The sequence below is a fragment of the Mesorhizobium kowhaii genome, assembly GCF_042431665.1.
Classification (GTDB): domain Bacteria; phylum Pseudomonadota; class Alphaproteobacteria; order Rhizobiales; family Rhizobiaceae; genus Mesorhizobium; species Mesorhizobium kowhaii.
The window spans coordinates 34,805-56,270 of record NZ_JBHLYT010000020.1 but is presented as its reverse complement, the minus strand read 5'-3'; the positions used below and the strand labels follow the sequence as shown (position 1 = coordinate 56,270).

Annotated in this window: 19 protein-coding genes and 1 pseudogene; 10 read left to right on the top strand and 10 right to left on the bottom strand. The window is 63.8% G+C overall.

Going from position 1 to position 21,466, the window contains the following annotated elements; all coding sequences use genetic code 11:
* Positions 1-89 precede the first annotated feature (89 nt).
* Positions 90-1,145 carry a M14 family metallopeptidase gene (locus ACFFNA_RS15130; protein WP_378919419.1) on the top strand — a complete coding sequence of 352 codons (1,056 nt, stop codon included), beginning with the start codon at positions 90-92 and terminating at the stop codon, positions 1,143-1,145.
* 1 nt (position 1,146) lies between these two features.
* On the opposite strand, the gene ACFFNA_RS15125 is transcribed toward ACFFNA_RS15130, so the two are convergent.
* Complete coding sequence (locus ACFFNA_RS15125) at positions 1,147-1,917, bottom strand: isocitrate lyase/PEP mutase family protein (RefSeq protein ID WP_378919417.1); 771 nt, start codon at positions 1,915-1,917, stop codon at positions 1,147-1,149.
* A gap of 317 nt (positions 1,918-2,234) precedes the next feature.
* Between ACFFNA_RS15125 and ACFFNA_RS15120 the strand changes: the two genes are divergently transcribed.
* Complete coding sequence (locus tag ACFFNA_RS15120) at positions 2,235-4,424, top strand: anthranilate synthase (RefSeq protein WP_378919415.1); 2,190 nt, start codon at positions 2,235-2,237, stop codon at positions 4,422-4,424.
* 5 nt (positions 4,425-4,429) lie between these two features.
* Complete coding sequence (locus tag ACFFNA_RS15115; protein ID WP_111542824.1) at positions 4,430-5,377, top strand: cation diffusion facilitator family transporter; 948 nt, start codon at positions 4,430-4,432, stop codon at positions 5,375-5,377.
* 8 nt (positions 5,378-5,385) lie between these two features.
* Here ACFFNA_RS15115 and ACFFNA_RS15110 read toward each other — a convergent pair whose 3' ends face one another.
* Entirely contained in the window at positions 5,386-6,474 is a 1,089-nt protein-coding gene (locus tag ACFFNA_RS15110; RefSeq protein ID WP_378919413.1) for a hypothetical protein, read from the bottom strand.
* 101 nt (positions 6,475-6,575) lie between these two features.
* On the opposite strand from ACFFNA_RS15110, the gene ACFFNA_RS15105 reads away from it, so the two are divergent.
* From ACFFNA_RS15105 to ACFFNA_RS15085, 5 genes are all read left to right on the top strand, one after another.
* Positions 6,576-7,013, top strand: a complete 438-nt coding sequence (locus tag ACFFNA_RS15105; RefSeq protein ID WP_378919411.1) for a DsrE family protein — start codon at positions 6,576-6,578, stop codon at positions 7,011-7,013.
* A gap of 61 nt (positions 7,014-7,074) precedes the next feature.
* A complete protein-coding gene (locus tag ACFFNA_RS15100; RefSeq protein WP_378919409.1) occupies positions 7,075-7,857 on the top strand; it encodes an SDR family NAD(P)-dependent oxidoreductase in 783 nt (260 codons plus the stop codon).
* A gap of 62 nt (positions 7,858-7,919) precedes the next feature.
* On the top strand, positions 7,920-8,234 hold the full coding sequence (locus ACFFNA_RS15095; protein ID WP_378919407.1) for a putative quinol monooxygenase: 315 nt from the start codon (positions 7,920-7,922) through the stop codon (positions 8,232-8,234).
* A gap of 64 nt (positions 8,235-8,298) precedes the next feature.
* The gene (locus ACFFNA_RS15090; protein WP_378919405.1) at positions 8,299-9,402 is read left to right on the top strand and encodes an AbrB family protein; all 1,104 of its coding nucleotides are present in this window, start codon (positions 8,299-8,301) and stop codon (positions 9,400-9,402) included.
* Between the two features lie 245 nt (positions 9,403-9,647).
* Positions 9,648-11,759: a TonB-dependent siderophore receptor gene (locus ACFFNA_RS15085; protein ID WP_378919403.1), complete on the top strand. Its 2,112-nt coding sequence runs from the start codon at positions 9,648-9,650 to the stop codon at positions 11,757-11,759.
* Positions 11,760-11,863: 104 nt separating this feature from the next.
* Here the strand turns inward: ACFFNA_RS15085 and ACFFNA_RS15080 are convergent, their stop codons facing one another.
* The 5 genes from ACFFNA_RS15080 to ACFFNA_RS15060 form a co-directional block, all read right to left on the bottom strand.
* Positions 11,864-12,847, bottom strand: coding sequence for an ABC transporter ATP-binding protein (locus tag ACFFNA_RS15080; RefSeq protein WP_378919401.1), 984 nt, complete (start codon positions 12,845-12,847; stop codon positions 11,864-11,866).
* Positions 12,844-13,863, bottom strand: a complete 1,020-nt coding sequence (locus tag ACFFNA_RS15075; RefSeq protein ID WP_378919399.1) for an ABC transporter ATP-binding protein — start codon at positions 13,861-13,863, stop codon at positions 12,844-12,846. Before ACFFNA_RS15075 ends, ACFFNA_RS15080 begins: the two co-directional genes overlap by 4 nt.
* Complete coding sequence (locus ACFFNA_RS15070) at positions 13,853-14,827, bottom strand: ABC transporter permease (RefSeq protein WP_111542816.1); 975 nt, start codon at positions 14,825-14,827, stop codon at positions 13,853-13,855. The genes ACFFNA_RS15075 and ACFFNA_RS15070 overlap by 11 nt, the downstream gene beginning before the upstream one ends.
* Positions 14,827-15,855 carry an ABC transporter permease gene (locus ACFFNA_RS15065; RefSeq protein WP_111543708.1) on the bottom strand — a complete coding sequence of 343 codons (1,029 nt, stop codon included), beginning with the start codon at positions 15,853-15,855 and terminating at the stop codon, positions 14,827-14,829. The genes ACFFNA_RS15070 and ACFFNA_RS15065 overlap by 1 nt, the downstream gene beginning before the upstream one ends.
* A gap of 100 nt (positions 15,856-15,955) precedes the next feature.
* Positions 15,956-17,629, bottom strand: a complete 1,674-nt coding sequence (locus ACFFNA_RS15060) for an ABC transporter substrate-binding protein (protein WP_378919396.1) — start codon at positions 17,627-17,629, stop codon at positions 15,956-15,958.
* 239 nt (positions 17,630-17,868) lie between these two features.
* Here ACFFNA_RS15060 and ACFFNA_RS15055 point away from each other — a divergent pair, with 239 nt between their 5' ends.
* A complete protein-coding gene (locus ACFFNA_RS15055) occupies positions 17,869-18,675 on the top strand; it encodes a helix-turn-helix transcriptional regulator (protein WP_378919394.1) in 807 nt (268 codons plus the stop codon).
* A gap of 111 nt (positions 18,676-18,786) precedes the next feature.
* Positions 18,787-19,686, top strand: coding sequence for a proline iminopeptidase-family hydrolase (locus ACFFNA_RS15050; protein WP_378919392.1), 900 nt, complete (start codon positions 18,787-18,789; stop codon positions 19,684-19,686).
* Positions 19,687-19,712: 26 nt separating this feature from the next.
* Here the strand turns inward: ACFFNA_RS15050 and ACFFNA_RS15045 are convergent, their stop codons facing one another.
* The 3 genes and pseudogenes from ACFFNA_RS15045 to ACFFNA_RS15035 all read right to left on the bottom strand — a co-directional run bounded on the left by ACFFNA_RS15045 (position 19,713) and on the right by ACFFNA_RS15035 (position 21,446).
* On the bottom strand, positions 19,713-20,792 hold the full coding sequence (locus ACFFNA_RS15045) for a siderophore-interacting protein (RefSeq protein ID WP_378919390.1): 1,080 nt from the start codon (positions 20,790-20,792) through the stop codon (positions 19,713-19,715).
* Positions 20,793-20,967: 175 nt separating this feature from the next.
* Positions 20,968-21,099, bottom strand: a pseudogene (locus ACFFNA_RS15040) (LysR family transcriptional regulator); the annotation flags it as partial.
* 32 nt (positions 21,100-21,131) lie between these two features.
* Positions 21,132-21,446, bottom strand: a complete 315-nt coding sequence (locus ACFFNA_RS15035; protein ID WP_111542812.1) for a nuclear transport factor 2 family protein — start codon at positions 21,444-21,446, stop codon at positions 21,132-21,134.
* Positions 21,447-21,466: the final 20 nt, after the last annotated feature.

Below are 21,466 nucleotides of genomic sequence, written 5' to 3'. Positions count from 1 at the left end.
CGCTTGCGCCCATAGCGCGGCACGCTGGACCAATCGACATCGGCACCCTTCAAATGGGCATGTCTTGTCGCTCTTGATGGAGGAAAGTCATGCAGAAATCGATCGAGCGCATTGCCGGCGAAAGCGAAGGTGTTTCCTACGAATTTCCGCTGTTCCGCTTTGCCGGAACCGACAAGGTCGCTCCGTCAGCCTATCTGCAGGCAGCACTCCATGCCGGCGAGTTGCCGGGCGTCGTCGCCATCGACGCGCTGATGCCGATGCTGGCCAAGGCCGAGGCCGAAGGCCGCGTCAAGGGCGACATCACCGTCGTGCCCTGGGCCAACCCGATCGGCCGCGCCCAATATCATTTCGGCGAGCATCAGGGCCGCTTCCATCTCGGCACCCGCACCAACTTCAATCGCGGCTTTCCGCTGCTTGCCGCGCCCGACGTAGCACTCTTGCCCGACACCACCCTTGGCTCCGTCGACCAGCGGCTGAAGACCCGGCTGGTGCAGCTTTCCCTCGGCCACGACATCGTGCTCGACCTGCATTGCGACGACGAGGGCCTCGCCTATCTCTATGTCCATACCAGCCTGTGGCCGGCGATGGCCGATTGTGCCGCCGCCATGGGCGTCGATGCGGTGATGCTGTGGAGCGAAGACACCGACGGCACGTTCGAGGGCGCCTCGATCATGCCCTACCAGAACGTTCCCGATGAGGTGGCCAAGCTCGACCGTCGCGTCGCCACCACGGTCGAATATCGCGGCATCCTCGATGTCGACGGCGCCTTGGCCGCCGCCGACGCCGAAGGCCTCTACCGGCTGCTGGTGGCGCGCGGCGTGATCACCGATACCGCCCTGCCGGCACCTAGTCCTTTCACCGGTGTCGTGGCCCCGCTGGAAAACATCGACATGATGCCGGCACCCCGGGCAGGTGCCGTGCTTTACGATGTGAAGCCCGGCGACCGCGTCGCCAAGGGCGCGCGCCTCGCCACCATCGTGCATGCACCGGGTGAAACCGATGGCCGCACCGAAGTGTTCGCGCCGCAGGACGGCATTATCCTGACCCGCCGCTCGCGCCGCATCATCCGCGCCGGCGAGGATCTTTTGAAACTCGTCGGCGACAGCAAGAGCGCCGACGCGCGCTCCGGGACACTGGAGGACTGAACTAACCTGAGATCGCCAGCCGCGCCTTCGACTCCAGCCATTCGGCCATCTGCCGGTAGGGCACCGGGCCGTGGCTGATGCGGGCGACGCCGAGTTCCGCCAGCCGCTGGCGCGGCGGCACATGCGCCAGCGCGATGATGTTGACCGGCAACGCAATTGCCTTGCAGAGCGCCTCGATCAGGCCTTCATCGCCAAGACCCGGTGCAAAGAACCCATTCGCTCCGGCCTTTTCAAACGCATGCGCCCGCTCGATCGCCTGGTCAAGCAGCGCCTTGTCGTGCGCATCCGGCTTGGCCTTGAGGAAGATGTCGGTTCGGGCGTTGAGGAATGCCGGGATACCTGACGCCTTGACCGCTGCGGCAGCGGCTTCGATCCGCTTCACCTGCACGGCGATGTCGTGCAGGCCGGTGCCGCCAACGATCTGATCCTCGAAATTGAAGCCAATGGCGCCGGCTTGCACGGCACGCGTTACGGTCCGGGCGACGATATCAGGGTCGACGCCGTAACCGCCCTCCAGGTCCATGGTCACCGGCAGGTCGACTGCGGCGGCGATGCGCCTGATGTTGTCGAGCGCCAGCTCCAGCGGGATTTTCTCGCCATCGGCGTATCCAAAGGCGGCCGCCACCGGCCAGCTTCCCGTGGCGATGGCCTTGGCCCCTGCTTTCTCGACGATCTTGGCCGAGCCCGGGTCCCAGGCATTGTAGAGAACGATCGGGTTTCCCTTGACGTGGAGGGAATTGAACGTCCGCGCGCGGTCGATCTGCTCGGTCATTGGTGTTTTCCCATATTCTGCTGTTGGACATCCAGCCTAGACGGGACCGCTGGCTCAGGCGATGTGCCATGAGCTGCAGAAGCGACGGCCAACGAACAGATTTTCAAACCTGTTGCGCATCCGGTTTTTCGCAGCTATGGATTTCGCCATGAACATGCGTTCGACCAAGACCATTTGGTGGTGGGCCAGCTGACAGCGGCCTGTTCGAACGCGTACGCGTGAAAATAGAAGGTGGCCGCAACGGAATGTCCGGGCGGCCATTTGTTTTTTCAAGCCATTCCCGGGTCCGTTGCCCCAAGAAGCTGATGGAGACGGCAGTGACGATGAAGGTTCTGGAAAACGGGGCGGAAAGTTTCGTGACGGCGGGTGGCATCACCATCATCCGCGAGCGCCACGACCGGCCCTATGCGGGCGCGATTGACGCTTATGTCGACGGGCTGAATGCGCGCCGGGGCGCGGTGTTTTCCTCGAACTACGAATATCCCGGCCGCTACACGCGCTGGGACACCGCCATCATCGATCCGCCGCTGGTCATTTCGGCGCGTGGCCGCGCCATGCGCATCGAGGCGCTGAACGGCCGTGGCGAGGCGCTGTTGCCGGCCATCGGCAAGGCGCTCGGCAACCTGGCCGATGTCGCCATCGTCGAGAACTCCAAGAAACTGATCCGCCTCGACGTCGCCAAACCCGGCCGTGTCTTCACCGAGGAGGAACGCAGCCGCGTCCCCTCGGTGTTCACCGTGCTACGCGCCATCACCGCTCTGTTCAAGACCGAGGAAGACGCCAATCTCGGCCTCTACGGCGCCTTCGGCTACGACCTCGCCTTCCAGTTCGACCCGGTCGACTACAAGCTCGAACGCAAGCCAAGCCAGCGCGATCTCGTCCTGTTCCTGCCCGACGAGATCCTGGTCGTCGACCATTATTCGGCCAAGGCCTGGACCGACCGCTACGACTATTCGGGCGATGGGTTTTCGACGGAAGGCCTGCCCCGCGACGAAATCGCCGAGCCGTTCAAGAGCCCCGACCGCATCCCGCCGCGCGGCGACCACGATCCGGGCGAATACGCCAATCTGGTTCGCAAGGCCATGGATTCGTTCAAGCGCGGCGATCTGTTCGAGGTCGTGCCCGGCCAGATGTTCTATGAGCGCTGCGAGACGCAGCCGTCCGAGATTTCGCGCAAGCTGAAGTCGATCAACCCCTCGCCCTATTCCTTCTTCATCAACCTGGGCGAAGGCGAATATCTGATCGGCGCCTCGCCGGAAATGTTCGTGCGCGTCAACGGCCGCCGTGTCGAGACCTGCCCGATCTCGGGCACCATCAAGCGCGGCGACGACGCCATTTCGGACTCCGAGCAGATCCTGAAGCTGCTCAACTCCAAGAAGGACGAATCCGAGCTCACAATGTGCTCCGACGTCGACCGCAACGACAAGTCGCGGGTCTGCGAGCCGGGCTCGGTGCGCGTCATCGGCCGCCGCCAGATCGAGATGTATTCGCGCCTGATCCACACCGTGGACCACATTGAAGGGCGGCTGCGCGAAGGCATGGATGCCTTCGACGCCTTCCTGTCGCATGCCTGGGCGGTCACCGTCACCGGCGCGCCGAAACTGTGGGCCATGCGCTTCATCGAGCAGAACGAGAAGAGCCCGCGCGCCTGGTATGGCGGCGCGATCGGCATGGTCAATTTCAACGGCGACATGAACACCGGCCTCACCTTGCGCACCATCCGCATCAAGGATGGCATTGCCGAAGTGCGCGCCGGCGCCACATTGCTCTTCGACAGCATTCCCGAGGAAGAAGAAGCCGAAACCGAACTGAAGGCATCCGCCATGCTCTCCGCCATCCGCGACGCCAAGACAGGCAATTCCGCCAGCACCGAGCGCACCACCGCCCGCGTCGGCGACGGCGTCAACATCCTCCTCGTTGACCATGAGGACAGCTTCGTCCACACGCTGGCCAATTATTTCCGCCAGACCGGGGCTAACGTCTCGACCGTGCGCACGCCGGTGCCGGAGGAAGTCTTCGACCGGCTGAAGCCCGACCTTGTCGTGCTGTCGCCCGGCCCCGGCACGCCGAAGGATTTCGATTGCGCCGCCACCATCAAGAAGGCCCGCGCCCGTGACCTGCCGATCTTCGGCGTCTGCCTTGGCCTGCAGGCGCTGGCCGAGGCCTATGGCGGCGAGCTCAGGCAGTTGCATGTGCCGATGCATGGCAAGCCGTCGCGCATCCGTGTCTCGAAGCCGGGCATCATCTTTTCCGGCCTGCCCAAGGAAGTCACCGTCGGCCGCTATCACTCGATCTTTGCCGATCCGGTGCGCCTGCCCGATGATTTCATCGTCACGGCCGAGACTGAGGACGGCGTCATCATGGCCTTCGAGCACCGCAAGGAGCCGATTGCCGCGGTGCAGTTCCACCCGGAATCGATCATGACGCTCGGCCACAATGCCGGCATGCGCATCATCGAGAACATCGTCGCCCACCTGCCGCGCAAGGCCAAGGAAAAGGCCGCCTGACGACCATGGCCGAAGCCGAGAACACGATGGCGATCGCGGCCAAAGCCGCCGCGAAGCGCAAGGTCGCCAACCTTGCCTTCTGGTCGATCATCATTGCCGCAATCGTGCTCGGCCTGAAGCTCGCCGCCTGGTACATCACCGGCTCGGTGGCGCTCTATTCGGACGCGCTGGAATCGATCGTCAACGTCATTGCCTCGATGGCCGCCTTCTGGGCGATCCAGGTCAGCTACAAGCCGGCCGACCAGGATCATCCCTTCGGCCATCACAAGGCCGAGTATTTCTCGGCGGTGCTCGAAGGCGTGCTGATCGTTCTCGCCGCCCTTTTGATCCTCAACGAGGTCTGGCGCTCCTGGCAGGCGCCGGCGCCCATGGAAAAGCCTTGGAACGGCCTCGCGGTCAACGGCATCGCGACGGTCATCAACGCCTTCTGGGCCTGGACGCTGATCCGCGCCGGCAGGGCCGAGAAATCGCCGGCGCTGGTCGCCGACGGCAACCACATCATGACCGATGTGGTGACCTCGGTCGGTGTGTTCGGCGGCCTGGTCGGGGCAATCCTGACCGGCTGGCAGATCCTCGACCCGGCACTGGCCGTCCTCGTAGCGCTCAACATCCTGTGGCAGGGCTGGCATGTCATCGGCTCGTCGATGAACGGCCTGATGGACCGCGCTGTCGACACGGCAGAACACATGCACATCCGCGACGTAATCTCGGCCAACTGCAAGGGCGCATTGGAGGTGCATGACCTCAAGACGCGCATCGCCGGCCGCGCCACCTTCATCGAGTTCCATCTGGTCGTCGACGCCGACATGTCGGTCGGCGCCAGCCATGTCATCTGCGACCGCATCGAGGACGCGCTGAAAGCCGAAATCCCCTCGGTGCGCGTCACCATCCATGTCGAGCCCGACGACGAAGCCAAGCTGCCCAAGGGCACGACCGCTGTGCCCTTCGCCTGAAGTTCAGCTCACGGCGCGCAGGCCGATTGCGGCATCGGCTGCAGCCGGTAGACCTTGTCGTCGGACTTCGTCTTGCCGTCGGCGGCCTTTGAGCACAGGTCGACGATCGCCAGGCTGCTGTTGGGATTGGCCAGCATCATCGTGCCGTTGGCGCCGCGCTTGAGGAAAATCTCCTTCTGCGCGATGTCGCAGGAAAAATCGCTCATCTTCGAACTTGCCGCGCAGCGCCACTGGTCGGCCTCGCCCTGGCAGGAATAGGTCTGCGTGACCTTGGCCGATTTCTGCCTCGTGGTAACGGTAACGGCAATGTCGGCGCCGTCGGGCCAGTTGGCCGCGTCGCCCCCTGAAGCAAAAGACGCCAGTTCCACCGGGCCGCGGAAAACCCGGATCGATTGCGTCAACTGGTCGGGATGGGAGCCGAGATGCGCTGCATCGTAGTCGCGCCCATAGCAGAAGGCCTGATCCGGCTTCAGCCGTTCGCGCAGCGGGGGCCCGAGCGCCGGGTCGATCGGATCGATGCGCGCGAACTCCGCCTTGCAGGTCGCGGCCGGCATCGGGTCGAGGCGGAAATTGTCATCCTCCTTGCCCAGCGCCTGCCTGTCATATTCCGCCGCGCCCAGTTCCTCTTCCGACCCGGCATCGAGATAAAGATCTGGCTGCACGTCGGTGAGGATCAGGCGTCCTTTGTCATCGACTTTCAGCGAGGCCAGGGTGCGGTCGCAATCCATGCCGCAATGGATCGGGCCTGATTTGCCGTCCTCGGACTCGTGATTGCACCAGCCGCCGGCCCATTCCGGCGCCTTGGCGCCGCGCACGGTTGTGGCGACGAAGGCGTTGTAGGACGAGTCGGAATTCGCGGTCGGCTCCTCGTTCGGCCGGCTGACCGGATCATGGCCGTAGTAGAAAAAGATCCGCGCCACCTTCTGCTTCGGATGCGCCTTGAGATGTGCTGCGTCATAGACGCGGCCGAAACAGGCGTCGGCGCCGTTGGGGCTGAGTTCGGTGAGCTTGAGAGCGTCATCGGCGAAGGCTGAGCCGGCAAGCAGCACGACGCCAAATCCGGCGCTGGCTACTGTCTTCCATTTCCCAGATGCCATGTGACCCCCTCCTCGCATCGGCAGACGTAATGTCAATTTATGCTAGTATTGCGGCCGCAGCCACGCATTTTGCGGTGCGCCGCCAAGCGGAGGAGAATGCGATGCGCCGGCGCGATATGTTCCGCGCGGTTCTTGCCGGAACCGGGACGTTTTTTGGCCTGCGGGTGGTGCAGGCAGCCGCCACGGAGCCTGCCAGGCAGAAGGTGGCCTATCATCTGAGCGATCTCGACAAGGTCAATTTCGTTCTCGGCAACATCAAGAACCACTATGACGGCACCGGCGGTAATGTCGACATCGTGCTGGTCGTGCATGGTCCGGCCCTTGCCGCCTTCAAGTCGAAAGGCATATCGGCCGCGATTTCCGGTCGCTTCGCCAGCCTGGTGCAGCAGGGGCTCAATCCGCATGCCTGCGCCAACACCATGCAAGGCATGGATATTTCCTTGACCGACCTGCTCGACGGTTTCCATACCGCCGACAGGGGCGGCGTCGTCAAACTCGCGGAACTGCAGGGCCAGGGCTACGTCTATCTGCGCCCCTGAGGCTTGAACATCCGGGCACCAAAGGCCTACGAAGGACTGGCAGAAATCCCGGAGGACGCGCGTGCCAGCCACCACCACACTCAGCATTCCCGATCTCGCCGGCAAGGCGGTACTGGTCACCGGTGCATCGACCGGCATAGGCGCGGCCCTGGCGTCGGCTTACGCCGCGCAGAAATGCAAGGTGGCGTTGCACTACAATTCGAGCCGCGACGCCGCCGAGGCTCTGGCCAAGACCATTGCCAACGAGGGCGGCGAGGTGTTCCTCGTCCAGGGTGATTTCTCCGTTCCCGCCGATGTCGAGCGCGTCGTCGAGGACAGCGCGCAGCATTTCGGCCGACTCGACGGGTTGGTCAACAATGCCGGCGGCATGCTCGGTCGCGTGCCCTATGCCGAGCAGACCGAGGCGCATTACGACGCGGTGATGGACCTCAATGCACGTTCGGTGCTGACCGCCTCGCGCAAGGCGATCCCGTGGCTGAAGAAACAGGGCGGCTTCATCGTCAACACCTCGTCGATCGCCGCGCGCAACGGCGCCGGCGGCGGCGCCGGCCTCTACGGCTCGGCCAAGGCCTTCGTCTCCAACGTGACGCGCGGCATGGCCAAGGAGCTGATCGGCTTCGGCATCCGCGTCAACGCGGTGGCGCCCGGCACCATCCTCACGCCGTTCCACGAGCGCTATTCGACCGACGAGCAGATGAAGGGCATGGTCGCCACCATTCCACAGGGACGTGCCGGCACCGCGCAGGATTGCGTCGGCGCCTACCTGTTCCTCTCTTCCGACCTCTTGAGCGGCTACATCACCGGCCAGGTGATCGAGGTGAATGGCGGCCAGTTGATGCCTTGACCGGCTATCTGCATACTGACGATCTGCATATCTTGTCGAAAACCTTGAAGGGAGACAGAGGAATGTACGGACTGATCGGCAAGATGCGGGCGGCGCGCGGCCAGCGCGACGCGGTCATGGATGTCCTGCGCGCCAGCACCAGCACCGGCGCCCTGCCGGGCTGCCTGAGCTACATCATCGCCCGCGACCCCGCGGATGCCGATGCGATCTGGGTCACCGAAGTGTGGACCGACGCCGAAAGCCACAAGGCCTCGCTGCAGCTCCCAGAAGTCCAGGCGGCGATCGCCAAGGCGCGGCCGTTCATCGCCGGCTTTGAATTCCAGGTCGAAACCCACCCTGTCGGCGGCTTCGGCCTCGCCGACGCCGAGACCGGCTGAGGCAAGCATCCTTTTTCGGCGCAGCGGGGTTCGCATCACCCGGCTTCGTGTCTAAGACCAAAACATGGATTCCTCGGCCGAGCCGCCACCACCGGACCTGCCCGCCATCGAGCGCATGGCGCGCATGCGCAAGCTCTGGCAATGGCTGGCGATCCTGACCGTCTCCGCCCTGTTTGCCGGCGCGCTGGAATTCGCCGCCCTGCCGGCAGCGCTGCTGATCGGGCCGATGCTGGCGGCCATCGTCGCCGGCACCAATGGCGCCACGGTGCGCGCGCCGCGTCTTCTGTTCGGCGCCGCCCAGGCGATTGTCGGCTGCCTCGTCGCGAGCTCGATCTCGGCCGACATCTTTCCGGTCCTCTACCGGGAATGGCCGCTGTTTCTCGGCGTCGTGGTGGCCACTGTCACGGCCTCCAGCCTGCTCGGCTGGCTGATCAGCCGCTGGCGCATCCTGCCCGGCACCACCGCCGTCTGGGGCTCGTCGCCAGGTGCCGCCACCGCCATGGTGCTGATGGCCGGTGCCTTCGGCGCCGACCAGCGCCTCGTCGCCTTCATGCAGTACCTGCGCGTCATCTTCGTTTCGATGACGGCGGCGCTCGTCGCCAAAATGTGGGTCGACACGTCGGGCGTCGAAATCCCGCCCATCATCTGGTTTCCGCCGATCGACCGCCAAGCCTTCGCCGCCACCATCGGCATTGCGCTTGTCGGCGGCCTGGCGGGAAAGCTTTGTCGGCTGCCCTCGCCCTTCTTTCTCGGCACCTTCATCTTCGGCACCGTCATCCATCTCGGCCTTGGCGTGGAGATGCAATTGCCGCAATGGCTGCTGGCGGTCAGCTACGCGATGGTCGGCTGGTCGATCGGCCTGAACTTCACCCGGCCGATCCTGCGCCATGCGACGCGCGCCTTGCCGCAGATCATCGGCTCGATCGTGGCGTTGATCGCCTTTTGCGGCGGCCTTGCCTTCATGATCAGCCATCTGCTCGGCATCGATCCGCTGACCGCCTACCTGGCGACCAGCCCCGGTGGCATGGACAGCATCGCCATCATTGCCGCCGCCGCGCAGAACGTCGACATCTCCTTCGTCATGGCGCTGCAATCGGCACGCTTCCTGATCGTGCTGCTGGTCGGCCCGAGCGTCGCGCGCCTGATGGCGAGAAGCGTCAGGCAATAGAGCAATTCCAGGAAAAGTGTGAAACGGTTTTCCGTCCGGAATTGCGTCAAAACAAAGAGAGGGAGCGGTTCTGCGTTTCCGTGAAACGATGAACCGCTCCAGGCAAAGCCGAATCCTGACCAGCGTTGCCGCTGTGTGACAGCACCCGGCAGTCTGCGCACAAGTCACGAAAAAATACTTGACTAACATACTCATATTTGAGAGCGCGGGAGCGCAATCCTGCATGAGACAGTGGAGACGAGTTGATGCGAACGCGGCCGACGACATGGCGCCTGGGGATATCATTGCTGGGCGGTACGGCGATGCTCGGCCAGCCTGGCGCCGCACGCGCCCAGGACAGCGAGACTGCTCCCGTCCTTGGCAAGATCGAGGTCACTGCGCAGAGCAACGAGATCCTGGTTCAGGATGGCTACGTCGCCAAGAAGGACCGCATCGGCACCAAGACCGATACGCCGATCGCCAGGATCCCACAGGCCATTTCCGTGGTGACGCAGAAGCAGATCGAGGACCAGCAGCCGCGCACACTGAACGAAACGCTCGGCTACACGGCCAGCGCCAATCCCAACAGCTTCGGCTTCGACACCCGCTACGACGCGTTCTTCCTGCGCGGCTTCCAGGCCTTCTACAACGGCATGTTCCGCGACGGGCTGCGCCAGTACAACGGCCCCTCCGCCTGGTTCAAGACCGAGCCCTACGGCATTGAGGGCGTCACCATCCTGAAGGGCCCGGCATCGTCCCTTTACGGCGTCAGCGGCCCGGGTGGCATCGTCAATCTCGTCACCAAGCGCCCCAAGGATGAGCCGTTCCGCGAAATCGAACTGCTTGCCGGCGAGCACAACCGGTTCCAGGCCGCGCTTGACGCTTCCGGGCCGGTAACCGAGGACGGCAGCATCCTCTATCGCTTCACCAGCCTCGGCCGCAAAAGCGAGACCGAATTGCCTGCCTATCCCGACGACAAGATCTATCTGGCGCCGGCTGTCACCTTCAAGCCGGACGAGGATACGAAGCTGACAATCCTCGGCGAATATTCGAAATCGGTCACCGGCGGCACGGCGGCCTTCTACAATTCGAGTTATGGCGTGTTGTCCAACGTCTATGAGGGCGACCCGGCCTGGAACGATTTCGCCCAGAGCCAGGGCCGTATCGGCTACGAGTTCGAGCACCGTTTCAACGACCTGCTCACGGTGCGGCAGAACCTGCGCTACAACGCCGTCGACAGCGACATCGAGTACGCAGGCCACTACTCGATCGGCGCCGACCAGCCACTGCAGCGCTACTGGGGCCACTACACCGAGAACATGAAGAACTTCGTCGTCGACAACATGGCGCAGTTCGAGTTCGACACCGGCCCGGTCAAGCATACCGCTGTCGGCGGCATCGACTATGCTTGGTCGGACTATGATGCCGGCAGCGGTCTGTCCTATGTCTCGGTCGACGACATCAAGGCGGCTGCGGTTCCCCACTCTGGCGGACAGGAGATGAACCAGCTCGGCGCCTACCTGCATGACCAGATGGAGTGGAACGACTTCACCCTGTTCGCCAGCGGCCGCTACGACTGGGTCGACACCACCTCCACCGCCGCCGATTTCAGCACGTCGGATCAGAAGGACAGCGCCTTTTCCGGCCGGCTCGGCCTGTCCTACCAGACCGAATGGGGCATCACGCCCTATGTCAACTATTCGACCTCGTTCTCGCCAAACATCGGCTTCGTCTATGACGACGTCTCCAGCACTGTCGGCCGCATCGCCCGCCCGACCATCGCGACGCAGAAGGAGATCGGCGTCAAATACGAGATACCGGACCACAATGCGACCGTCAGCGCGGCGCTGTTCGACATCGACCAGAAGGACGGCGTCGTCTTCGACGCCTCGACCGGCATCAACAAGCAGCGCCAGCTCGACCTGAATTCGCGCGGCGTCGAACTGGAGGCCAATGCCTCGCTCGACAACGGCTTCAGCTTCATCGCCTCCTACACCTATCTGCGCGTCAGGATCGAGCGCGGCGCCGAAGGAACCGATGGGAACGAGCTGTCGGCGACGCCGAACCACATCCTGTCGCTATGGGGCCACTACCAGTTCGAGAACGGCACGCTGGAAGGACTGGGACTGGGCGCGGGCGTGCGCGTCGCCGGCTCGAGCTATGGCGACGACACCAACACCTTCAAGAACGACGCACGCGCCTTCGTCGACGCCTCGCTGTCCTACGATTTCGGCACCCGCAACCCGAAGCTCGAAGGCGTCAAGCTGCAGGCCAACGCCAAGAACCTGTTCGATATCAGGCAGACCATCTGCTCGGCCGGCTATTGCTACGGCGACGAGGGCCGCTCGCTGTTCGCCAGCCTGCGCTATCGCTTCTGAAGGCAGGCTACAGCCACATCCCGATGGAATCGGGATGTGGCTCTATCTTATTGTTTGAGCATAATCTTTTCCGAAAACCGGACGCCATTTTTCGGGATCATGCTTTAGCCTGTCCTCGGATGGTGGCAGGCGACGAAGTGGTTCTTGTCGACGAGCGAAAGCACGGGACGTTCGTGGCGGCATACTGAAGTCGCCGCCACGCAGCGCGTATGGAAACGGCAGCCTGACGGCGGGTCGAGCGGGCTCGGCAAATCGCCCTTGAGTATGATCCGCTGGGCCGGCCGGTTGTCGACGTCGGGAACCGGCACCGCCGAGCGAAGTGCTATGGTGTAGTGATGGCGCGGCGCAGAAAAGACAGCGTCGACCGGTCCGGTTTCGACGATCGAGCCCATATACATCACCGCCACCCGCGACGAGAATTGCCTGACCACCGAGAGGTCGTGGGCAATGAACACGTAGGTCAGGTTGAGCTCGTCGCGCAGATCGGCAAGCAGGTTGATGATCTGCGCCTGGATCGACACATCCAGCGCCGATACCGGTTCGTCGGCAACGATCAACCGCGGCCGCAGCGCCAGGGCGCGCGCGATGCCGATGCGCTGGCGCTGTCCACCCGAGAATTCATGCGGAAAGCGCTGGGCATGCTCGGGCAGCAGTTCGACGCGGACTAGCAGATCCTCGACGCGATCCGCCATTTCCGATCGCGACAGCTTTTCGTGCACGCGAAACGGGTCCGCCAGGAGATCGCCGACGCGGCGGCGTGGGTTGAGCGAGGCGGCCGGATCCTGAAACACCATCTGCATCTGGCGGCGTATAGGCCGAAGCTGCCGTTGCGAGGCCCTGGTGATGTCCCGGCCCTCGAATTCCAGCGACCCGGAGGTGATTTCGGTGAGCCGGACGAGGCAGCGCCCCAGCGTCGATTTTCCGCAGCCCGACTCGCCGACGATGCCAAGCGTCTCGCCCGGGAAGATGTCGAGCGAGATCTGCTCGACGGCATGGACGATCCGCCGTTGAAAGGGCGAGCGCCCGACCGGATAGTGTTTCGACAGATCGCTGGTCCGCACCAGCGGCTTTGGCCTGGTCTCGGTCATGCCGGCACGGCCCTGGCGGCAAGCGTCCGGCGCAGATCCTGGCGCCTGTCCTGCGGAAGAAAACAAGCCGACCGGTGTCCTCCCGCACCGCCAAGCAAAGGCTGCGCGGCACAGGCATCATGCCGGAACGCGCAGCGCGGCCCGAAGGCGCAGCCCTGCGGCATCTGGCTCAGTTTCGGCGGACTGCCGGGAATGGCCGTCAGCCGCGCGGGACGCGGACCGTGCATCGGCGGAATCGAACCGAACAGGCCCCATGCGTAGGGGTGAAGCGGCTCGCGGAAAAGCTGCCCCTTGCCGCCCTCCTCGACAACGCGCCCGGCATACATCACCAGCACGCGATCGGCGACTTCGGCGACCACGCCAAGGTCATGGGTGACCAGGATCACGGCGGATCCGAACTCATCGCGCAATCGACCGATCAGCTCCAGGATTTGCGCCTGCACTGTCACGTCGAGCGCCGTCGTCGGCTCATCGGCGATCAGCAGCGCCGGATTGCACGACAGCGCCATGGCGATCACGGCGCGCTGGCGCATGCCGCCGGACAGCTGGTGCGGGTAACGGTCGACGGCACTGTCGGGGCTCGGCAAGCCAACCGCGTCGAGCAAGTCCACCGCCCGCTTGCGCGCGGCAGTGCGCGACACCCTCTCATGCGCGCGGATCTGTTCGATGATCTGGTTGCCGATCGTATGGACCGGCGTCAGCGCCGTCATCGGATCCTGGAAGATCATCCCTATCTGCCGGCCGCGAACGGCGTCGAGCGCACGACGCTTGAGCCCCAGCAACTCCTGACCGAGAAACCGGACCGACCCGGTGACGACGGCGTTGGGGCTGCTGATCAGCCCCAGGATGGCAAGCAAGGTCTGGCTCTTGCCCGAGCCGCTTTCACCGACGACGCCGATGATTTCGCGCCGCTCGAGCGAAAACGAGACGCCGCTGACGGCAGGCACCACACCACCCTCCGTGCGAAACGAGACGCACAGATTCTCGACGACCAGCAGCGGCTTGTCAGTGGGCATCTCTAACCCTCGGATCGATGAAGACAAAGGCGACGTCGACGATGAAATTGGCCATGACCACGAAGAACGAGGCATAGATGACTGTCGCCAGGATCATCGGCAGATCGAGCGTCTGCAAGGCCCCGTAGGTGAGCTTGCCGACCCCTTGCAGGCCGAAGACCACCTCCGTCAGCAAGGCGCCGCCGCCAACCAGGGCGCCGAAATCGAGCCCGAACATGGTGACGAAGGCGACGAGCGAGGTTCTGAGCCCATGATGCATCAGCACCCGCCGCTCGCCGATGCCCTTGGCGCGCGCGGTTCGGATGAAATCCTCCTGCATGGTCTCGATGATCGAGGCCCGCAGCACGCGGCCGTAAAGCCCGATGTAGAGCGTGGCGAGCGTGAACCAGGGAATGACCAGCGCCTTGAACCAGCCCCAGGGATCTTCGGTGAAGGGAATATAGCCGAGCGGCGGCACCCACGAGAACAGCCAGCTGTCATGCCAGCGGCTCTGTGTGACCAGATTGGCGACTTCGCCCAGCCAGAAGACCGGAATCGACACGCCGATCAGGCTGAGGATCATCAGCGTCCTGTCGAGCCATGTGCCGCGCGTCGCTCCGGCGACCACGCCGACGATCAACCCGCCGAGAACCCACAAGACTGCAGCGCCAAGCACCAGCGACAAGGTGATCGGGATCGCCTCGAGCACCGTTGGAACGACCTTCTGGCCGCGATTGACGAAGGAGGTGAGGTCACGGCTGATGAAGAGTCGCTCCATCATCAGCGCGTATTGGACGGGCAGCGGCCGGTCGAGGCCGAAATCGTGCCGCACCTGGACCAGCGTCTCCTGCGATGCGTTACGCCCGGCAATGCGCGCCGACGGGTCAGCGCCAGGAGTGGCGAAAAAGATCAGGAAGGCGACGACGCTGATGCCGAACATCACCAGCACCATTTGACCCAGCCTGGACAGGAGCGCCGTCAGCATCAGGCGACCCTGATCGACGATTTCGGGTCGAGCGCGTCGCGCACCCCGTCGCCCAATATGTTCAGCGCCAGCACGCAGATGACGATTGCCATCCCTGGCGCCAGGGCGACGATCGGGCGCGAATAGAGAAGCCCCTGGCCGTCCTGGATGATCGTTCCCCAGCTGGCGTCGGGCGGCTGCACGCCGATCGACAGGAAGGACAGCGAGGATTCGGTCATCATGTTCAGCGCCAGGATGAGTGGCACGAAGACGATGACCCGGGTGATCACGTTGGGTAGGATATCATACAACAGGATGCGCCAGGGCGACGCACCGATGCCGATCGCCGCCGTGACGAACTCGGCCTGCATCAGCGACAGGACATGACCGCGGATGGGTCTGGCGACATAGGGGACATAGACGATGCCGATGATGAAGATCGGCAGCCAGAGACTGCCGGAGCGGATTTCGATCGGCCCGATGGTGATGCTTTGCGTGATCAGCACGATCGACAGCGAAATCGCCAGCAGGAAGATGGGAAACGCCCATAGCACATCGAGGATGCGCGACAGCAAGGTATCGACCAGCCCGCCGAAGAAGCCGGAGACGACGCCGAGCAGTGTCGCCAGGCCAAGGCATATCGCCGCCGCGGCGCCGGCGATCAGCAGCGAATTGCGCCCGCCGTAGAGCAGGCGCGCGGCGACGTCGCGGCCCTGGTTGTCGGCGCCCAGCATATAGGGCCCGAAATCCCAGGTCGGTCCGAGCGGCGTGAACCCCAGGCCGAGCCCCTCGGTCGAAGGTTCCAGCACCTGCCTGGTCTCGCCGTTAATGACGATCTCGCCATTGAGGTTGGTGGCGAAAGGATCGGTCCGCGCCACATGGCGGGCGTAGAGGGGGGCGGCCAGGCAAGCAGCAGTGATCAGCACCAGCACACCGAACGCCATGATGGCGGCCCGATCGGCCTTGAGCTTGCGCCACGCGGTGCGCCATGGCCCCTCGGCACCCCGGCGGCTCCGAACCAGCGCTTGCCCGCCACTCGTATTGTCCATGATGGGTATGAATTTCAGATCGGCGGGAAAAGCAACCGCGGCGGAGGATTGCGCATCGCTCCGCCGCGGATCGGATTGGGCCTGATCACTCAACCCACGATCACTCGACCCAAGACTGGCTCATGATCCAGTAGAATTGCGGGCTGAAGACGAAATTCTTCAGCCGCGGCGAGATCAGGTCGACACGCTTGGGCGTGAAGAGTACGGCCACGGGTGCTGCGTCGGTCACCGCCTTGTCGACGGCAGTCCACAGCTGCGCACCCTTGGCCGGATCCGCGATCATGCCGGTCTGAGCCTCGGCCATCTTTTGGTCGATCGACTTGTCGCAGAAGCCGGAGATGTTGACCGAGGCGTCCGAGCCGGGCGTGAACGAGGCGCAGCTGAACAGCACCTGCAGGAAATCCGAAGGCGCCGGATAATCCTGGAACCACTGCGAGATGGAAATCTGCACCTTGTTGTTGGTGTTCTGGATGTAGGTGAACTGGATGTTCTGGGAGATTGGCTTGACCGAGGTCTTGTAGCCCAGGCCGTTCAGCACATCCTGCAGATACACGCCGATCGATTTCGACACCTCGGTGTCCTCGGTGATGATCGTCACCTCCTGGCCGGCCGTTCCGGAGGCGGCGATCAGCGCCTTGGCTTTCTCCAGATCAGGTGCGGACCATTTCTCACCAGGATTGGCCGAGAACGGGCAATAGGGTGCGTAGGACGGGAAATTCGGCGGCAGGATCTGGCACGACGGCTGCGCCAGGTTGCTGCCACCGAACAGCTTGACGATGGCGGCGCGATCGATGGCGTAGTTGACGGCCTGCCGCACGCGGATGTCGTTGAAGGGCGCGAGGTTGGTGTTCATCGGCGCATACCACATCGCCGTCAGCGGATGCACGGACACCTGCTTGGCGTATTTGGTGCCCAGTTCCGCCAAACGGTCCGCCGGCGGCGGATCGAACATCCAGTCGGCCTGGCCGTTCTCCACGGCGGTGACCGCCGCCTCGTCGGTGAGACCGAAGCCATAGTCTATCTCGTCGGGATATCCGGCCGGCTGCGCCTCCTTGCTCCATTCCTTGAAATGCGGATTGCGCACCATCTTGAGCAGGCTGTTGGGATCGTAGCTGGCGATCATGTAGGGCCCGGTGCCGGGGATGGGCACGGTCCCGGAATCCTTGAGCGACGCTTCGGCGGGCAGGATCGCCGCATGCGGGATCGAAATCTTCTGCAGGAAATCGGGATCGGGCGCCACCAGATTGAAGGTCACGGTGCTTGCCGCCTCGTCGGCGACGACGCCGCCCTCGAGCGTGCAGGTCGCCGGCGTCTTGAGGCATTTGTCGGCGCCGACGATGCCGTTGTAGAGCGTGCCCGTGGTTGGACCGCTGATCTTGAACATGCGCTGGAACGATGCCACGACATCGGCCGTCGTCAGGTCCGATCCGTCGGCGAACTTGATGCCCTTGCGCAGCGTGAAGACGTATTTCTTGCCGCCGTCTTCAGGCTTGGGCAAGCTCTCGGCCAAGTCCGCCACCACCTCGAAACCGGTCTTGTCGCCGGTCTTGCGGAAGGTCACCAGCCCGTCATAGAGGATGTAGTTGATCTGGAAATATTGCAGCGTGTAGTTGATGTGCGGATCGATCGTGCCGGCAGCGGCGTTGGCGAGAAGCTTGAGCGTTCCGCCGACCTTGCCTTCCTGTGCGGCGGCACCGGTGACGGGCGCCATCAGCATGAGGCCAGCCAGGCCGACACCGGCCATCATTGCGCTAAGAACCTTCCGGGATCGCATCGTCTTGCTCCTCTTGGGAAAGTGGGTGATCCGCAACGTGCGCCAGGCACACGCCGGACCGTGATCCATCGCACACAGCCTATGGCGCGCGAAACCCGGCGGGATAGCTGTGAATAAAGATAGTTTTGGCACGCGGACGCGTCGCGGACAACAAGCCGTGACCGCGTATTGCTCATTTGTTGGGCATTTGGTGAACATGCCCGTTTGACAAACATTGGCTGGCGAGTAAGCTTTTGCTCATGCAGGGCGTGTCCGGCGATTTCGAAAGTGAATTTCACATAGGGATGGATGTCGAGGCCGCGATGGCGGCAGCGATGCGTGTGCTTGCGCCCGCCGGCTTCACCTCGCTGATCTACGACTATACGCCGGTCCCGGTCAGCCACGATGGCGAATTGATCACGCCTTCGCTGATGGCGCTCGCCAACGTGCCGTCCGGCATGCAGGATCTCTGGTGCAAGGGTGGCTATTATCAGATCGATCCGGTGCAGGAGGCGGCACTCGCGGTGTCACGACCGTTCCTATGGTCGCACAAGGGGTCGCAGAGCCCGGTCATGCGGCGCATCCTCCAGCGCAAGCATGATCCGGTGGTAGGCTACCTCCTGGACACCAAGATGACATGCGGCGTGACGGTACCCATCCGCTTCGACGGCGGCGATCTCGCTACCTTCACTGCGATCCGCCTCGATCCGGAGCCGAATTTCGAAGCCGAGGCACAGATGATGTTGCCAGGCATTGGCGACCTTGGCCACCTGTTCCATGACTGCGTCTATGCCGGCTTCGACCAGCGCACCAGGACAAGCCAGTATTTCCACCTGACATCGCGGGAACGCCAGTGCCTGAGCCTGGCGGCTTGCGGGTTGACGGCCAAGCAGATCGCCCATGAGATCTGCCGGAGCGTGCCGACCGCGACGCTGCATCTCAACGCCGCCAGCCGCAAGCTCGGCGCCCGCAACCGTTTCCACGCCATTGCCCTGGCGGCCCATTACCGGTTGCTTGGACCGATCAGCCAGGGCCAGAACCGGTCCCGCCAGATCGGTCAAAACTAACGTTATTGCTAGCTGGTCGCCTGCCCGTCCGTCTCTATACCCTTTGCCGCGAACAACGTCGGAGGCCGCTGATCGGCGGTCGCCGCCGAGCCAGCCAGGCGGAGGAACACGATGGACGATCTTGCAGTATCGGAAGGTTTCAGCGTCTACGGGCCATACAAGACCTGGTACCGTGTGACGGGAGACCTTGACTCCGCCAGGCTGCCGTTGGTCGTTGCCCATGGCGGGCCCGGCTGTACCCACGACTATGTCGACAGCTTCAAGGACATTGCCGGCTTCGGCCGCGCCGTGATCCATTACGACCAGATCGGCAACGGCCGATCCACCCATCTGCCGGACAAGGGCGGCGACTTCTGGACGGTCGAATTCTTCCTTGGCGAACTGGATGCGCTGCTTGCCCATCTGGGCATCCAGCAGCGCTACGCCCTGCTCGGCCAATCCTGGGGCGGCATGCTCGCCGCCGAGCACGCGGTGCGCCGGCCATCGGGCCTCAAGGCACTGGTGCTCGCCAACTCGCTTGCCTCGATGAAGCTGTGGGTCGAAGGCGCGGGGCAGTTGCGGGCGGAGCTGCCGGCGGCGGTGCGGCAGGCGCTCGATCGCCACGAAGCGGACGGCACGACGGACCATCCCGATTATCTCTCGGCGACCCGGGCATTCTACGACCGGCACGTCTGCCGCGTCGTGCCTTGGCCGGCGGAGGTGGCGCGCACCTTCGCCGCCATCGACGCCGATCCCACCGTCTATCACACCATGAACGGTCCCAACGAATTCCACGTCGTCGGCACCATGCGCGACTGGACGATCATCGACCGGCTGCCGCTGATCGAGGCGCCGACATTGGCCTTTCGCGGCTTTTTCGATGAAGCCACGCCAGCCTGTGTCCAACCCTTCCTCGACCATATTCCCACGGTCGAGGGCCATGTCTTCCCGCTCTCGAGCCACATGCCGCATGTCGAGGAAAGGCAGGATTGCATGGCTGTCACCGAGGCCTTCCTGGCCCGCCATGACTGACGCAAGTCGCCCAAAAGTGACCCCAGTTATTCGTCGTCGCCCTCATCATCACCCTGCGCGCTCCGGCGCCAGTAGGCGGTGACCAGGTGCCGGTCGCGCGACAGGCCCCATTGCTTGCGCACGATCTTGCGGATCTCGCGGAAATCGCCGAATTCGCAACCGGCCCAGACATGGAGGCCGTCGGCAAGCGCCATGTGGCTGCGCTCGCGCAAGGCGGCCGGCAACAGGCCGCCGGTGCCGGCCTCGCGACCATGCCGGTAAAGCCAGGTGACGTCGATGTTGTCCCCTTGCGCCAGCGCGATGCGGTCCTCCGGGCGATCGACCTCGATGAGGACCTCGGCGCGGGTTGACGGCGGCATATGCTCGAGGATCCGGCCAATGGCGGGCAGTGCGGTGTCGTCGCCGAGTAGAAGCAGGGTCTCCGCCACGGGGGTGTCGCCGCCGCCAGGTCCGATCATGCCGATGACGTCTCCCGCCCGCGCGTTTTGCGCGAAGGTGGCGGCTGGCGTGTCATAGCCGGGGTGCAGCACGAAATCGACATCGAGCCAGCCGCTTGCGGCATCCACCGCCCGGATCGTGTAGACCCGCACGGCAAGGGCATCGTGGCCCGAGGGCCAGACCAGCAGCCCGTCAACGCCCATCGACGGCCAGACCGGCCGCTTGCCGCGTGGCGGCAGCAGCAGCCGCATATGCAGGCCGCCATGCGTAAACCGGGCGAGATCCCTGCCGGCGAAGCGCAGGCGCTGCATGTGCGCCGAAATCCGCGTCGACGACATCACCGTGATCTCGCGGAAGAACACCGGCATGCCGGCATCGCTGCCATCGCCTTGCCAATGGATGCCGCTGGTCGTGCCGAGATGTTCGGCGATATGGCCGGCGACCGTCATCTTCATGTAGGACAGGCAGGTTTCGTCTTGCGCCGCGACCTGGATCAGCACGCTTTCATCTTCGAGCGTAGCGCTCAACGAACCGTAGTAGAGGCGAAGCTCCCATCGGTTGGCGATGCCGGTGTCGATCTCGAATTCGCCGTGCTCGGCGCGCAGCCGGTCCATCACCGACCTGATCGCCTCGTCGCTGATACGGGTTAGCGCGCTCAGTTGGTCCATGCTCGAGCCTTTCGATAGCGGTTGAAACGAAGCCGCCAGAAAGATCTCAGCGTCGTCCCATCGTCGGGCATGCCACAGCGTCGCCGGCGTTTCCATAGCAAACTTGATGAAAGTAATCATATTTTGGCGAGACGTCAGGGAAGTCACAAGACCGTGAGCCGCTCGGCTTCCTGGCCTATCGCCCGACAGCAAGCCGCTCAGGAAGGAAGTCGACGAAGACGCGAACCTTCGGCGACAGATAGCGGTTGGATGGCCACAGCATCCTGAACTGGCCGCGGCCATCGATATGGTCGTCGTGCTCAGTTTGCCCGCCTGCAGCGCCTCGCTGACCAGTGAAAGTCAGGCGATGACGAGGCTCGCTATGCGATCGCCGTGCAGCGTGAAGGTCATGTCGCCCTCGCCGTTGAAGCCGTTGCCTGTGACGGCGATGCGGACGCGATAGGTGCCTTCGGCCGCCGCGATACGGACGATGCGGAGATGGGACTGCACGCCGATATTGTCCGACTGGTTCCAGCCCGCGATCTGCTCGCGGCCCTGGAAAGACCGGCCCCAGTCGCTCAACGATGCGTCTGATGTGAACGTGTCGAGAAAGGCTTCCGTGTCGCCGGCATTGGTGGCTTCCAAAAAGTGGCGGATGGGGTCGGGTATGGTCATTCGTCTGTGCCCAAGGTGCG